This is a genomic window from Flavobacterium collinsii, from assembly GCF_946903285.1.
Classification (GTDB): Bacteria; Bacteroidota; Bacteroidia; order Flavobacteriales; family Flavobacteriaceae; genus Flavobacterium; species Flavobacterium collinsii.
This window is the reverse complement of sequence record NZ_OX336425.1, coordinates 1,503,684-1,518,623: the sequence shown is the minus strand read 5'-3', so window position 1 is coordinate 1,518,623 and position 14,940 is coordinate 1,503,684. Positions and strand designations below refer to the sequence as shown.

Here is a 14,940-nt window from a genome sequence, read left to right as displayed (position 1 = left end):
CTGCTTTTGCAGTTAATCATCTTCATAAAAGAACTTTGCGCTAATCCTTGTGAACTTTGCAATTAAAAAATTTATCTTTGCAAAAAATAACACAACATACAACTACACAATGAAGAATACACTTATTGCTCCTTCTGTTCTTGCAGCTGATTTCGCTAATTTACAACGTGATATCGAAATGATCAATAACAGTCAGGCCGACTGGTTTCATATTGATATTATGGACGGAGTTTTTGTTCCGAATATTTCTTTCGGAATGCCGGTTTTAGAAGCGATTTCAAGACATGCAAAAAAAACTATAGATGTACATTTGATGATTGTTGACCCGGATCGATACATCAAAACTTTTGCAGACTTGGGCGCAAATATCTTAAGCGTACATTATGAAGCCTGTCCCCATTTGCATAGAACACTTCAGGCCATTAAAGCCGAAGGAATGAAAGCAGGAGTTGCAATTAACCCACACACTAATATTGATTTATTAGAAGATGTAATCAACGATATTGACTTAGTATGTATTATGAGTGTAAATCCAGGTTTTGGAGGTCAATCATTCATCGAAAACACTTATGCTAAAGTAGAGAAGTTAAAAGCCTTAATCACACGTAAAAATGCTTCTACAATTATTGAAATTGATGGTGGCGTAACCAGTAAAAATGCAAAACAATTAGTAGAGGCTGGTGCCGATGTTCTGGTTGCCGGAAGCTTTGTCTTTAAAGCCGAAAATCCAACTCAGACTATTGCAGAATTAAAAGCTTTGACTAGCTTCTAAAGACTTCAAAAAAATAACAAACCGGCAGATTTTAAAACCTGTCGGTTTTTTTATGTCAATTCTAAAAATAGATTTTTGAGCAAAAAGATCAATTCAACAAAGCCTTAGCTTTTCTATATCCTGTTAAACTAATGTTTCTGTGCTTTTTAAAAAATTTATTAAGATGACTTTCATCAGAAAAACCAAATTCATCTACAATCTCATTAATCCTCATATCACTAAAACTTAACCGATGTTCTATCAATCGGATTTTATAGTTTGAGACAAAAGACTGAATCGTCTCTCCACAATGGTTCTTAAAATAGCTTCCCAAATAAGTATCTGATATATCAAATTTCCCCGCTATAACTGACACTTTTATTTTTTGAGGAAAGAAGATATTCTCCTGGATGTAATTAATAATTTCTAAAATTCTTTTATCTGCACTCTCTTTTATCCCTAATGGTTTTATTTTCGCAATGTTTCGGGCGGCAATGACAACAAGCGCATTTACATAGTGAATGATTAAATCTTCATCATAAATATCTGTATTGTCCATCGTATAAACTAGTGATTCTACTATCGATTTAACAAGATATTCATCGGCTTTTCGGTTCAAAATACAGCCTGATAAATGTGATGCATAATGAAATATGCATTCGATATGATCGATACTTTTTGATTTATATTCTTTTGCATATTCACTGTTAAGCTTCACCAGCAAAAAATCTGTTGTAGTAATAATGTCAAATCTATAGTAATCATTTGGTGTTAGCAACATTAAATTTCCGGTCTGATACGAAATTGCATTTCCATTAATATGGAGAAAACCAGACCCAGAAATAACATATACCATCTGAAAAAAACTTAACTGCGAATTGACCAACGGACATTGATCGACCCTTTTATAAATCACTTCAACTGATTGATGCATATTTTCTTTTCTCATACTGCAAAAGTACTCCTTTAACCTTTAATTGTACTGAAAAAACAACTACACTCAGTTTATTTTTGCTAAAAGTTAAATACAAAATGAAACAAAAATTCTATTCCGGTAAAAACAACATCGTATTGATTGCCATCTGCCTCGCCAATTTAATGTTTTCTCTTGAAATTTCAAGTGTGCCTGTACTGTTACCAACGCTTGAAAAAGTACTGAGTGCCAACCTCAAAGACATGCAATGGATTATGAATATCTATACCATAGGCTGCACCACTGTTTTAATGGCTGCCGGTACGTTGGCAGATCGATACGGACGAAAACGGATTCTTATGATTACCATCATTTTATTCGGAATCTCGTCCTTAATTTGTGGCTTGGCCCAAAATGTAGTTTTATTAATAATAAGCCGTTTTTTTCAAGGAATAAGCGGAGGCGCAATGCTGATCTGTCAGGTTGCCACATTATCACATCAATTTCAGGCAGGCAAAGAACGCAGCAGGGCTTTTAGTCTCTGGGGAATTATTCTTGGTATCGGATTAGGTTTTGGCCCTATAATTGGCGGGACAATACTAGCCATATTATCCTGGAAATGGATATTTTTAATACATTTTCCAATAGCCATTCTTGCTGCGATTCTTGTTTACGGTTATGTAGATGAATCTAAAGATCCTGATGCAAAAAAAATAGACCTCTGGGGTATGATTACCTTATCTGTTGCCATTTTTGGGTTAACTTACTTTATTACACAGGGACCAGATCTTGGTTTTACAAGTTCTACTGCTTTGGGTGTTATAGCAATTGCAATACTAAGCTTTATTACATTTATTGGGATCGAAAAAACAAATCCTTATCCTATGTTTGATTTTTCGGTATTTAAAATACGTGAATTTTCTGGCGCCATTCTTGGTTCTATAGGTATGAATTTTAGTTTTTGGCCCTTTATAATTTATTTACCTATTTATTTCCAAAGCTATCTGAACTACGATGTTGTAGCTGTTGGTCTTTCTCTACTCGCCTATACGCTGCCAACATTGGTCATTCCTCCTTTTGCAGAATATCTCTCTTCCAGATTCCGTTCTGGAATTGTAATTCCCCTAGGTTTGTTTGTGATAGGGCTGGGTTTTATCCTTATGAAATATGGCTGTAGTGCAGAAGATGCAAGCTGGCTCACCATGCTTCCCGGATCTTTACTGGCCGGTATTGGATTAGGACTAACAAACACACCGGTTACTAATACCACGACAGGCTCAGTTTCCGCAAACCGTTCCGGCATGGCATCAGGAATAGACATGAGTGCCAGACTAATTACTTTATCTATTAATATTGCCTTGATGGGCTTTATTCTGGTAAACGGAATTTTCTCTTCTTTAAAGACTGCCTTTTCGGGAGTTGCAGATCAAAAAATACTGCATGCTATTGCTGAAACAATAGCCGTAGGTAACTTTTCTTCTCATAATCAATACCATACATTAGATTTTTCACCATCTATTTTACGCTCAGCTCTTTCCTATGGCTTTGAGATGGTTTTATTGTATGGAGGAATTGGCGTTTGGATTTTAGCTTTTATGAGTTTCATGCTATTTAATCCGGTAAAACAAAAAAGGAATATCTAATATTCCGTGATTTAGAAATCTTTGCTATTTGACAGATTCTTCACATTCGGAAAGAAATCAATTCCGGTCATTTTCTCAAGAGTTTCAATCGGAACTACAAAATCATAAAGTGACTTATCGCTATCCTTATTCGGGACCAAAAAAGCGATTACCTTATGCCCTTTTCCGGTTTTAGTTAAAATGATTTTATAAAAATATTTAGGAACAGCGACCTTTTCTGTTCCTATTTTTTTGTCCGAATCTTTCAAAATTCCGCCTGTCACAACATAAATATCGTTGTACTTTTCAGCCCAGTACCGTGTTTTTTGTTCCAATCTGTTCCAGATTCCGCTATTGAAATCGTGATCCTGAGGCGAAATGTTTGAGGTATAAAATGTATCGTTATAAGCACTCTCGTTAAACTCCATATCTCCGGCCGGGCAAAGATGCCCTTTATCATAACCTGACTTTTTATAATTCCTCCAATCGGCAGAACCCGTTGTTACTTTTGGGTCTTCAATAAAATAAGGACGTTTATAGTCGGCATTTTTTAAATATTCCTTTTTTAATTCATAAGCAACCCACTCTGCCTGTTCGAATTTTTCATTGTAGGACAGGGTGTAGTATTTGTGCTTTACAATTTGTTTGGTGGTAGAAGTTGGCAAATAGGCAACTGTGAATATAGAATCTGTACTACTTTGGTTTGCAACAAACGGGGCCTGCTGCTGCTGAGGCAATTTTTCACTTTCGTTGCTTTCTTTTTTACACGAAAACAATACCAATCCCAATACACCCCAAACGATATAGTTTTTCATTTTTCTTCAATATTTAGTTGCTAAGAAGCCTGTTAAATTACAAAAAAACGCTCCAAAAAATATACTTTTTGGAGCGTTTTCTTAACAAATTAATCCTTTAAGAAATTAAGATTTTACTAATTTATCCCTTTTGATTTTAGTGGTGTTAGTATTTTTTACCACACTTTTAACTTGTAAATCATCTAAAACATTCAATGCTTCTTCAACATAAACATCTTTCGATAGTGCCTGATGCCAAGCATCTCTTTTTTCTTTTAGCGTTGCATCGCTTTTCATTTCAAGCTCTTCGTAAGGCAATGATTTAAAAACCAGACTATTTTTATAATCAGAAATTGGTTTGTATTTTTTACCTTCATTCTCTACCTGCTCCTGAGTAGCTTTGAAACTTTTGATATTTAAGCTATAAGTATTCTCTTTATTCTTAACATCAATCCATTTCGCATTGTCTTCAATTAATTTAAATTGCGCATTTTGAGCAATTCTGTTTCTACTACTTTCAATTGCTTTGTTGAAATTTCCATTTGAATGCCATGTACTGTAATCAGCCGGATCTATTTTATCCCACGGCATCGCATTGTCAATATCACGCTCTCCCATTTTTAAGTAAGCATAACGATCCGGCATTACCACATCACTATGAACTCCTTCTAACTGAGTTGAACCTCCATTGATTCTGTAAAACTTTTGTCCTGTAATTTTCAAAGCACCCAGATCTCCATAATTTGCGTTACGCACAAACTGATTTAAATCCAGGACATTTTGAACAGTTCCTTTCCCATAGGTTTGTTTACTACCAATGATCACTCCACGTTTGTAATCCTGAATTGCAGCAGCTAAAATTTCTGAAGCCGAAGCCGAGAAGCTGTTTACCATGATTACTAATGGACCGTCCCACTCGACTTTTTTATCTTTGTCGTATAGCACTTCTTTCTTTTTTCCTGCCGATTTTACCTGAACGATTGGTCCTTCTTCAATAAACAATCCGGCAATATCCACTACAGTTGATAAAGATCCACCTCCATCGTCACGTACATCAAGTACGATACCGTTTATATCTTCTTTTTTAAGCCTTTCGACTTCAAGAGCAATGTCTTTCCCGGCATCACGACCGTCTTTATTTTCAAAATCAATATAAAATTTAGGTAAATAGATTACACCGTATTTCAATCCGTTTCTTTCTACAATACTCGATTTAGCGTACGTTTCTTCAATTTCAACTACATCTCTTATTATAGAAATTATCTTAATAGAACCGTCTACTTTCTTAACAGTAAGTTTAACCTCTGTTCCTTTGTGTCCTTTAATTTTTTTCACAACATCATCCAAACGCATTCCAACAACATCTACAGGTTCTTCATTTCCTTGTGCAACTTTCAAAATTAAATCTCCAGCTTCAAGCTGTTTTCCTTTCCATGCCGGACCTCCGGAAATTAACTCATCAATTTGAGTAAAATCATTTTTCTTGGTCAGTCTTGCACCAATACCTTCTAATTTCCCACTGATGTTAACATCAAAACGATCTTTATCTTCCGGAGCAAAATAACTGGTGTGCGGATCAAAACGCGTCATTATTGAGTTTACATATACCGAAAACCAATCTTCCTTATTCAGATCTTTAATCAAACTAAAGTTGTCATCTAAAGATTTTAATGAACTTTCACGAGTTTCTTTTTCTAAAGTTTCAAAAGTTTTCTCCTTATAATTAGGATCTGTTTTCTTTTTATCTTCTTCTAATTTTTGTTTGGTTACCAACGAAGAAAGGGTAGACAATTTAATTTGTTTTCTCCATCTTTCGTTAATCTCTGTTGTATTTTTTGCATACGGCAGTTTATCGTAATCTGCATTAAAAGTTTCATCCACATCATAGTTGAAAGGCTGCGCTAAAATAGTCTTGTAACGTTTTTTACTTTCTTCCATTCGTTTCATCAATCTTGTATAGGTAAGATTGAAAAACGTTAAATCCTTATTCAAAAACTGATCGTCTAATTGCAACTCATATTGTTTGAATTCATCAATATCAGACTGCAAAAAGAATCTCTTTGAAGGATCTAATGCTTCGATATAATCTTTAAAAATTCCTTTAGAAAACTCGTCATTTATTTCTGCCGGACTGTAATGTCCTTTTTCAATAACAAATGCTAATAATTCCAAAAGTGTTTTATCTCTATTCGGGTCCGGATCTACTGATTTGTCTGCATTTATCTTAAAAGCAAACAAAGTCAATGACAAGCATAATACGGCTATAAGTATTTTATAATTTCTTTTCATAAACTTAATAATAGCATTCATCAAATTTTTTAATCTAAGTTACGGTAAAAACTGTGCCAACAAAGCCAAGCCCGCTATAATTTTTTGTTAAAGATATAAAAATGTTTGATGCACAAAAATCTTCTTTAAATTAGTTGACAAATTTTGTTTTATTTGTTCGTATTCTACCAAAATCTGTCACTACATTTGCTTAATACCCTTATATAACATTACAATTTTAGCATGAAAAATGAGAAACCTCTAATATTAGTTACCAATGATGATGGCATTTTAGCTCCCGGAATCAGGGCTTTAATAAGTGTGATGGAAACGATTGGCGAAGTAGTGGTGGTCGCACCGGACAAACCTCAGAGTGCCATGGGGCATGCCATTACAATAAACAATACGCTGTTTCTTGACAAAATTTCTAAGGAAGAAGATGCTGTAACAGAATACAGCTGTTCGGGAACTCCTGTAGACTGCGTTAAACTGGCCGTAAATGAAATTTTAAAAAGAAAACCAGACTTGTGCGTTTCCGGAATTAATCACGGATCGAACTCTTCTATTAATGTGATTTATTCAGGTACTATGAGCGCTGCTGTAGAGGCTGGAATAGAGGGGATTCAGGCAATAGGTTTTTCTTTACTGGATTTTGACTGGAACGCTGATTTTGAACAGATCAAGTCATTCGTTAAAAAGATTACTTTACAAACTCTCGAAAACAAACTACCTCCCGGAGTCGTTTTAAATGTGAACTTTCCAAAGTTAAAAGAAGAGGAAATCAAAGGAATAAAAGTTTGTCGTCAGGCAAAAGCCTACTACGCGCAAAAGTTTGACAAAAGACAAACTCCATTCGGGAAAGATTACTACTGGCTTACCGGAAAATTCACCAACGAAGATCAGGGTGAAGATACCGATGAATGGGCTTTAGAAAACGGATATATTTCGGTTGTTCCTGTACAGTTTGATTTAACTGCACACCATGCCATGCAACAACTTAACACCTGGAAATTAAACGAATAAAGACATGATTACGGTTCTATAACCGGAATTTTTACTGCTCTACTGGGAAGCTTTTTATTTGTTTCGTTCTTTACAAAATTTGATATTTTAACCGGAATTCAAACGATCAGACAAGAAGGATATTCTGGAAAGTAATTACATTCGGAACGATTCTAAATCTGGCCGTGTTTGGTATTTTTCTAAAAACAAACCGGGAATTTACGACTAGAGGCGTTGTTTCAGCTGTCATTGTTCTGGCGATTTCAACTTTGTTTATTTAAATCTTATCTTTGTCCTGCAAAAATTCTTCTGTGTGTAAAGTTGGAAACACACTTTCAAAAAAATCGATATGAAATACTACATAATAGCTGGTGAAGCGTCCGGAGATTTACATGGTTCTAATTTAATGAAAGCATTGTACGAGGAAGATCCTCAGGCAGAAATTAGATTTTGGGGCGGTGATTTAATGCAAAAAACCGGTGGAACTCTGGTAAAACATTACCGTGAACTGGCTTTCATGGGATTTGTTGAAGTTCTTTTCAATTTGAAAACGATTTTAAACAATATTAAAATTTGCAAAAAAGACATTACAGCTTTCAAACCTGATGTTCTGATTTTCATAGACTATCCTGGTTTTAATATGCGTATTGCCAAATGGGCCAAAGCTTTAAATTACAAAACTCATTATTATATTTCACCGCAAATCTGGGCGTGGAAAGAAAATCGTATTAAGGCAATCAAACAAGATATCGACAAGATGTTTGTAATCTTACCTTTCGAGAAAAGCTTTTACGAAGACAAACATCATTTTCCAGTCGATTTTGTAGGACATCCTTTAATTGATGCTATTCAAAATCAGCCTTCCTTTGATGAAACGATTTTCAGAAAAGAAAACCAATTGGGAGAAAAACCCATTATAGCAGTGCTACCCGGAAGCCGTCAACAGGAAATTACAAAAATGTTGAGCGTTATGCTTAGTGTGGTTGATGACTTTCAGGATTATGAATTTGTAATTGCTGGTGCTCCAAGTCAGGATTTTGAATTTTATCAGCAATTCATTAGTAATAAAAACATCAAGTTTATTTCGAACAAGACTTACGATTTGTTGCGCTCTTCAACGGCAGCTCTGGTAACCTCCGGAACAGCTACTCTGGAAACAGCCCTTTTTAAAGTTCCTGAAGTCGTTTGTTACAAAGGAAGTGCGATTTCCTATCAGATTGCAAAACGCATCATTACGCTAAAATACATTTCGCTTGTTAATTTAATTATGGATGAAGAAGTGGTTACAGAATTAATTCAAAGTGAGTGCAACACCAAACGAATTAAAGAAGAATTACACAAATTGCTAACACCTGATTATCGCGAGAAATTACTAAAAAATTATGACATTCTGGAGCAAAAACTAGGTGGAATAGGTGCCAGTAAAAAAACGGCAAAACTTATTGTTGCTGACTTAAAACACGTTTAAATATTTTTTGATTTGAAAAAAGCAGCTCTTTTAATTCTCGTCATCGTCCTTTTCGCTTCTTGTAAATCGGCTTCAACAGCGGTAAGCAATAAGGAATCGAAGCGCGAAAACAGGTATACTGTAACTCATTTGATTGAGCACGCAACAGACAATATTGGAGTACGATATAAAGCAGGCGGTACGACAAAAAATGGCTATGACTGCTCCGGATTGGTGTTTACTACTTTTGAATCAGAAAACATAAAACTACCCAGAAACTCTTTTGAACAAGCCAAGGTAGGCAGAATTATTAAATTTAATGATGCCCGAAAAGGCGATCTTATTTTTTTTAAAACAAATAGAAGCAAACAGATCAATCATGTCGGACTGATTGTAGAAGTAAAGTCAGACGAAATCAAATTTGTTCATTCTTCCACTTCAAAAGGAGTAATCATTTCATCAACCAAAGAAGCTTATTACCAAAATTCATTTACCCAAATCAACAGAGTAATCGAATAAATAAATTATATTCTTTTTCTTACAAATAATTTAATACTTTTGATTCATGAAAGTATTAGATTTCCCTTTAACTAAAATTACCATTTGGTTTATTTGTGGTATTTTAGTCTCGTACTATTATCCGCTAGCATTCTGGATGGCCGTCGTAGCCTTTATTATTGGTTTCATTACTTTTATACTTGTTTATTTTTCGATTCAAAAAAATAAAAAACCACCTGTAATCTTCGGAATAAGCACATATTTTGTTTCGTTTCTTATTGGTGCCGTAACACTTTTGTTTCACTCTGAATCGCTACAAAAATCCAATTATACACATTGCAAAGACGCTTTTAAAGTTCCTCAGACTATAAATTTTGTCATACGTGAAAAATTAAAGGGTAATGCATACAATGATCGCTACAATGCCATAGTCAAAGAGATCAATGGCAAAAATTACTCTGGAAAAATTCTGGTAAACATTCAAAAGGACAGCACTAAAAACCCAATTATAATTGGAAGTATAATAAAAACCAAAACCATTTTACAACGCAATAGTCCAAATAAAAATCCAAATCAGTTTAACTATCAAAAATACCTTTCGGACAAACAGATTTACGCTCAGGTATACCTCAATACAGTAGAAATCGCGGTTAGCAAAAAAAATCAAAAAGACATTTGGTATTATTCAGGTCGGTTACATTCAAGGATATATAACAATCTGAAAAAGGCCAATTTTAACGTAACAGAAATGAATGTTGCTCTTGCCCTTATATTGGGGCAACGACAAGAAATTTCAAACGATCTTATTCAGGATTATCAATTCTCTGGAGCCACACACATCTTATCCGTTTCCGGACTGCATGTTGGATTTATTATGTTGTTTATCAGCTTTATTCTAAAACCCGTTCCCAATACACGAAAAGGCTCTTTATTAAAATTAATTTCGATTCTCCTGTCTCTTTCATTTTTTGCGATACTCTCAGGCCTGTCTCCGTCAGTATTGCGTTCTGTCGTTATGTTCTCATTCCTGGCTGTTGGCAACCACCTTAGAAGAGCAGGTAGCATTTACCACACTTTACTTGCTTCGCTGCTTTTAATTCTACTCTTTGAACCTTATTTTCTGTTCGATGCCGGTTTTCAGTTAAGTTACCTCGCCTTATTTTTTATTCTTTGGCTACAGCCTTTGTTAAAAAGTATGTGGTCTCCGAAACTCAAAATTTTACATTTCATCTGGAATGCATTAACCGTTTCCTTTGCTGCACAAATAGGTACCTTACCACTGTGCCTGTATTACTTTCATCAATTTCCGGGATTATTTTTTGTGACCAATATTATCGTAATTCCTATTTTATCGTTTATAATGATCGCAGGAATTATAGTAATGTTTCTTGCTGTTTTTTGCCCTCCTCCCATGCTCTTAATTGAGATATTTGAAAAAAGCGTTTCTCTTTTAAACCTTATGATTCACTACATTGCTTCGCTAGATTGGTTTGTTATACGGGATATTAGCTTTAACTTCTATCTTTTGATCACTTCTTATTTTGTGGTTATTGCAGGCATTATTTGGGGCAAAAAAACCAATTACAACACAACGTTTGCTTTACTGATTTCTATCATCACCTTTCAAATTTCTCTACTTTACACCAAAAGAGAAACAGAGACCAAACTGGAAATGATTGTCTATCACACAAAGAAAAACACTTTAGTATCTCAAAGAAAAGGAAGCACAATCAAGGTGTATTCAAATGATACAGTACCCCTTCAAACATCAAAGGCAACCATACTAAATTTTTATTTGGTGGGGAATTTCAGCAAATTAGACACTATTACTAAAATTAAGAATATACTGTTTTTTAATGGTAAAAAAATCTTAGTAATTGATAGTTCCGGAATTTATGAAAGTAAAATTCAACCTGACATTCTGATGTTGATTCAATCTCCAAAAATAAACTTAGAGCGTATTTTACAGGAGTTACATCCTAAAATTATAATTGCTGATGGATCCAATTCTTACGTTATTCAGAAAATCTGGAAAAGCAGCTGTAATAAAAAAAACATCCCTTTTCATGCCACAGCCGAAAAGGGATTTTACTCCTTAAATGAATAATTTTTTAATTACTCTAGAAAAGACAAATAAATCTCTTCTTAAGTCCGGGATACTTTGATTGATTCTAACAACAACATTTTCATTTAACAAGTGAAGAAGTGTTACAAAATCAAACAGCTAAACTGATTCTAAAATGCTTATGGATTCAAAATTAAATTCGCATCTGCTATCCATGCTTTTGCGCCACCCTGCCTATAAGGAACCAAACCTAAATTGTTAAAGGTCGTTTTCCCTTTTCTAACGGAAGCCATTAAAAGACATACTTGAGGTAGTTCTGCAATGCCTAAAGCATTTTTTAATTTTAGATTTTGCTCTTTTACCATGTCCGACACAGAATCATCAGACATATCAAGTTTTACTAAAATAACATTATCACGTGACCATACCGCAAAATCAGGTGTGACAAAAATTTCACTCTGAATCCTCTCCGGTGCCCCAGCGGCAGTAAAAAAAATCAATAAAGGCCGTTTTTGTGAATCACTCGCCATGATGGCATCATTCATATCTGTCTTCCAAATTAAATTTTGCGAATGCAGACCAAACGCACCTAAAAAAAATAATAAGATAAGTAGTTTTCGGGTCATACTAAGTTGGTTTTTTTAAGTAGGTTAATGCGACTAAATTAACATAATATCTTTATCAAACAAGACATATCTAAACAAAAACGATAAAAAAAATAACAGAAACACAAATTCACTAATAAAGTCACAAATTATTAAGAAAATAAAAATATATCCGGCTTTAATTGACAAAACCACTGATCAACAGAACAAACCGTTCAAAAAAAAATCCCTTCTCACCCGAGAGCAAAAAGGGAATCTACAAATTAAACTAAGAAACTTAATTTAAATTTTATCATTCACTTGGATGTAAAATTGCATTTGATTCCGCAATCCAGGCTTTTGCACCACCAGGTTTATAGGCAATTTTTCCTAAAGCACTAAAAGTAGTTTTATTTTTTCTGATCGAAGCACTTGCAAAACATACTTCCGGTAAGTCCTCAACTCCAAAAGCATTCTTTAATTTTAGTTTTTGCTCTTTATCACTTTCATCGGCAGTACTGTCAGACAAATCAAGCTTTACAAGGATAACATTGTCGCGTGACCAAACCGCAAAATCCGGAGTTTTGAAAATTTCGTTTTGAAGATTTTCCGGTACACCTGAGGCAGTGAATAAAATCAACATGGGTTTTTTCTGTTCATTACTAAGTGCAATGGCATCCGTCATGTTCGTTTTCCAAACTAAGTTCTGTGCCTGCATAAAAATTGAACCGAAAAAAAATAGTAGGATAAGTATTTTTTTGGTCATATTAAATTGGTTTTTGGTTAGAATATCAAGACGAAATTAACATAATATTTTAATTTTCCAATTTTTATTAATATAAAAAATACATTATACATTTTTTTAAACAAAATAAAATATCAAATACTTAATAAGTGTAAAATTGGTAATTCCTTTTTCTTACTAAACAAAAAAACTCCTTACCAAAGGGTAAGGAGTTTTTTGAACTATAATTGTAATTGAGTATTTACTTTAAGATTTTTTTGGATGTACAATTCCTTCCGCAACTGTTAACCATGCAGCCGGGCCACCCGCAACATATCCTGTCTGACCCAATCCTTTAAAATTGACTTTCCCGTCTTTGGACTCAGCACTTGTAAAATAAATGGTCGGAAACCCTTGAATTCCAAATGCTTGCTGCAATTCATTATTCTGATTTTTAAGTTCTGGCGTTTGAGGTGTTCTTCTTGGATAATCGAGCTCAACCAAGACTACATTCTCCGTAGCCCATTTTTTGAATTCAGTTGTTTTTAAAACCTCATTCTGCAAACGAATACACCATCCGCACCAGTCACTTCCGGTAAAGAACATTAACAAAGGTTTTTTCTCCTTATTACTTATTGTTATGGCTTCTTTGACGTCTGTATACCATTTTAACTCTTGCGCCTGTGTTACAAATGCTCCGGCTAAAAATAGTGTTATTAAAAATATTTTTTTCATATCCTTTTATTTTTCACAAATTTAAACAAAAAAAGAATCGCAAAATGTCGTCTATTTTACTTCTTGCATTAATTTTCTAATAATTGGCGAAATTGCAATTAATATAACCCCTGCAACAATCGAATAAATTGCCAATTGATAATATCCTTCTGTATAAGACTGCAATTTAGAAAGCAATGTATCTCCTGTATTTGATCTTGATATTTCTGCACCTAATTTCCCTGCAAATAATTGCCCGAATGCACTTGCCAGGAACCACAATCCCATCATCATTCCGAATAATCTTTTTGGAGATAATTTGGTAATAATTGACATTCCGATTGGCCCTAAACAAAGCTCTCCAATAGTTGTTATCAAATAAGCAAACGTAAAGACATTTAAAGAAGCTATACCTTCTGAGCTTGCAAAAAACTTAGTTAGATAAAAGATGTAAAAGGAAGCTCCAAGGAATAAAAACCCAATTCCAAACTTAATCAAAGTGTTTGGTTCAATTTTTCGTTTTCCAAGCCAAATCCACAATAAACCAATAAGCGGACTCAAAACAACTACAAAAAAGGTATTAGAACTATTATTGACTACGTTAGGATCTATCGTAAAAAACAACAATTGATCACTCAAATTGTCTTTGGCAAAAAGCGATAACGACCCACCGCTTTGTTCGTATATCGAGTTAAACAACAAATAGAAAAATACAAACAAAAAGGCTGCGAAGAGCTTTTTCTGCATTTTTACATCTCCTAGTTTTATCAATTCATAAACAAAATAGAGAACGGCAATTATACCAATCGTATACATGAAATAATCCGTATAATCGGTATTTTTCACCATTATAAAAATAAATGGCAAACTCAGTATCGATACTGCATACACTATTATTTCACGAATTCTTCTTTTACCTGCATCCAGATGCAATAATGGAGAATCTCCAATTGGCCCCAAATGTTTTTTTGTAAACAAAAAGGTGATCAATCCCAAAAACATCACTATTGCGGCCGACAAAAAGCACAGTTGCCAAGAGTAGTATTTTCCTAAATAAATACACAAAGCCCCCCCTAAAAGGCCTCCAACATTTATTCCGGCGTAAAACATTCCGTAACCTGCGTCTCTACGACCATCTCCTTCATGGTACAACTCTCCTACCATTGAAGAAACATTTGGCTTAAAAAACCCTGTTCCAATGATCGAAAACGCAATACCATAATAAAACATCACCTGAGGAGAAAAGGCAATCAAAAGATTTCCAAGAATCATAACGATCCCTCCAAAGAATAATGATTTTTTAAACCCTAATACCTTATCAGCAAAAATACCGCCGATAAAGGTAAAAGCATAAACAAAAGCCTGAATGGCTCCATATTGTAAATTGGCGTGCTCATCTTTTAACAAAAGCTGATCTACCATAAAAAACGTAAGTACGCCACGCATTCCGTAAAAGCAAAAACGTTCCCACATTTCAACAAAAAACAAATACCACAGTTGTCTTGGATAAGTGCCTTCAAAATTTTGAATCTCCTCTAAAGTGATCTTCTCTTCCATT

Annotated in this window: 13 protein-coding genes; 6 read left to right on the top strand and 7 right to left on the bottom strand. The window is 34.3% G+C overall.

Going from position 1 to position 14,940, the window contains the following annotated elements:
• Positions 1–109 precede the first annotated feature (109 nt).
• On the top strand, positions 110–772 hold the full coding sequence (gene rpe / locus OGZ34_RS06750) for a ribulose-phosphate 3-epimerase (protein ID WP_263362539.1): 663 nt from the start codon (positions 110–112) through the stop codon (positions 770–772).
• Positions 773–860: 88 nt separating this feature from the next.
• Here the strand turns inward: rpe and OGZ34_RS06745 are convergent, their stop codons facing one another.
• Entirely contained in the window at positions 861–1,700 is an 840-nt protein-coding gene (locus OGZ34_RS06745; RefSeq protein ID WP_263362538.1) for a helix-turn-helix domain-containing protein, read from the bottom strand.
• A gap of 83 nt (positions 1,701–1,783) precedes the next feature.
• Between OGZ34_RS06745 and OGZ34_RS06740 the strand changes: the two genes are divergently transcribed.
• Entirely contained in the window at positions 1,784–3,307 is a 1,524-nt protein-coding gene (locus OGZ34_RS06740; protein ID WP_263362537.1) for an MFS transporter, read from the top strand.
• A gap of 11 nt (positions 3,308–3,318) precedes the next feature.
• Here the strand turns inward: OGZ34_RS06740 and OGZ34_RS06735 are convergent, their stop codons facing one another.
• Together OGZ34_RS06735 and OGZ34_RS06730 are read right to left on the bottom strand one after the other, a co-directional pair.
• On the bottom strand, positions 3,319–4,101 hold the full coding sequence (locus tag OGZ34_RS06735) for a DNA/RNA non-specific endonuclease (RefSeq protein ID WP_263362536.1): 783 nt from the start codon (positions 4,099–4,101) through the stop codon (positions 3,319–3,321).
• Positions 4,102–4,206: 105 nt separating this feature from the next.
• The gene (locus OGZ34_RS06730) at positions 4,207–6,390 is read right to left on the bottom strand and encodes a carboxy terminal-processing peptidase (RefSeq protein ID WP_263362535.1); all 2,184 of its coding nucleotides are present in this window, start codon (positions 6,388–6,390) and stop codon (positions 4,207–4,209) included.
• Positions 6,391–6,591: 201 nt separating this feature from the next.
• Here OGZ34_RS06730 and surE point away from each other — a divergent pair, with 201 nt between their 5' ends.
• From surE to OGZ34_RS06710, 4 genes are all read left to right on the top strand, one after another.
• Positions 6,592–7,371, top strand: a complete 780-nt coding sequence (surE, locus tag OGZ34_RS06725) for a 5'/3'-nucleotidase SurE (RefSeq protein WP_263362534.1) — start codon at positions 6,592–6,594, stop codon at positions 7,369–7,371.
• A 328-nt stretch (positions 7,372–7,699) separates the two neighbouring features.
• Complete coding sequence (gene lpxB, locus OGZ34_RS06720) at positions 7,700–8,818, top strand: lipid-A-disaccharide synthase (protein WP_263362533.1); 1,119 nt, start codon at positions 7,700–7,702, stop codon at positions 8,816–8,818.
• Positions 8,819–8,830: 12 nt separating this feature from the next.
• Positions 8,831–9,316, top strand: coding sequence for a C40 family peptidase (locus OGZ34_RS06715; RefSeq protein WP_263362532.1), 486 nt, complete (start codon positions 8,831–8,833; stop codon positions 9,314–9,316).
• A 46-nt stretch (positions 9,317–9,362) separates the two neighbouring features.
• A complete protein-coding gene (locus tag OGZ34_RS06710; RefSeq protein WP_263362531.1) occupies positions 9,363–11,402 on the top strand; it encodes a ComEC/Rec2 family competence protein in 2,040 nt (679 codons plus the stop codon).
• A gap of 137 nt (positions 11,403–11,539) precedes the next feature.
• Here OGZ34_RS06710 and OGZ34_RS06705 read toward each other — a convergent pair whose 3' ends face one another.
• The 4 genes from OGZ34_RS06705 to OGZ34_RS06690 form a co-directional block, all read right to left on the bottom strand.
• Entirely contained in the window at positions 11,540–11,986 is a 447-nt protein-coding gene (locus OGZ34_RS06705) for a thioredoxin domain-containing protein (RefSeq protein ID WP_173967105.1), read from the bottom strand.
• Between the two features lie 271 nt (positions 11,987–12,257).
• Complete coding sequence (locus tag OGZ34_RS06700; RefSeq protein WP_173967106.1) at positions 12,258–12,710, bottom strand: thioredoxin domain-containing protein; 453 nt, start codon at positions 12,708–12,710, stop codon at positions 12,258–12,260.
• A gap of 225 nt (positions 12,711–12,935) precedes the next feature.
• A complete protein-coding gene (locus tag OGZ34_RS06695) occupies positions 12,936–13,403 on the bottom strand; it encodes a thioredoxin family protein (protein ID WP_173967107.1) in 468 nt (155 codons plus the stop codon).
• Positions 13,404–13,454: 51 nt separating this feature from the next.
• Entirely contained in the window at positions 13,455–14,939 is a 1,485-nt protein-coding gene (locus OGZ34_RS06690) for a peptide MFS transporter (RefSeq protein ID WP_263362530.1), read from the bottom strand.
• Position 14,940 lies beyond the last annotated feature (1 nt).

Bases quoted from the DNA above. Each gene is read 5' to 3' on its own strand.
- OGZ34_RS06745 (WP_263362538.1), bottom strand. From the start codon at position 1,700: ATGAGAAAAGAAAATATGCATCAATCAGTTGAAGTGATTTATAAAAGG.
- OGZ34_RS06730 (WP_263362535.1), bottom strand. From the start codon at position 6,390: ATGAATGCTATTATTAAGTTTATGAAAAGAAATTATAAAATACTTATA.
- OGZ34_RS06700 (WP_173967106.1), bottom strand. From the start codon at position 12,710: ATGACCAAAAAAATACTTATCCTACTATTTTTTTTCGGTTCAATTTTT.
- OGZ34_RS06690 (WP_263362530.1), bottom strand. From the start codon at position 14,939: ATGGAAGAGAAGATCACTTTAGAGGAGATTCAAAATTTTGAAGGCACT.
- surE (WP_263362534.1), top strand. From the start codon at position 6,592: ATGAAAAATGAGAAACCTCTAATATTAGTTACCAATGATGATGGCATT.
- OGZ34_RS06710 (WP_263362531.1), top strand. From the start codon at position 9,363: ATGAAAGTATTAGATTTCCCTTTAACTAAAATTACCATTTGGTTTATT.
- OGZ34_RS06695 (WP_173967107.1), bottom strand. From the start codon at position 13,403: ATGAAAAAAATATTTTTAATAACACTATTTTTAGCCGGAGCATTTGTA.
- lpxB (WP_263362533.1), top strand. From the start codon at position 7,700: ATGAAATACTACATAATAGCTGGTGAAGCGTCCGGAGATTTACATGGT.
- rpe (WP_263362539.1), top strand. From the start codon at position 110: ATGAAGAATACACTTATTGCTCCTTCTGTTCTTGCAGCTGATTTCGCT.
- OGZ34_RS06740 (WP_263362537.1), top strand. From the start codon at position 1,784: ATGAAACAAAAATTCTATTCCGGTAAAAACAACATCGTATTGATTGCC.
- OGZ34_RS06735 (WP_263362536.1), bottom strand. From the start codon at position 4,101: ATGAAAAACTATATCGTTTGGGGTGTATTGGGATTGGTATTGTTTTCG.
- OGZ34_RS06705 (WP_173967105.1), bottom strand. From the start codon at position 11,986: ATGACCCGAAAACTACTTATCTTATTATTTTTTTTAGGTGCGTTTGGT.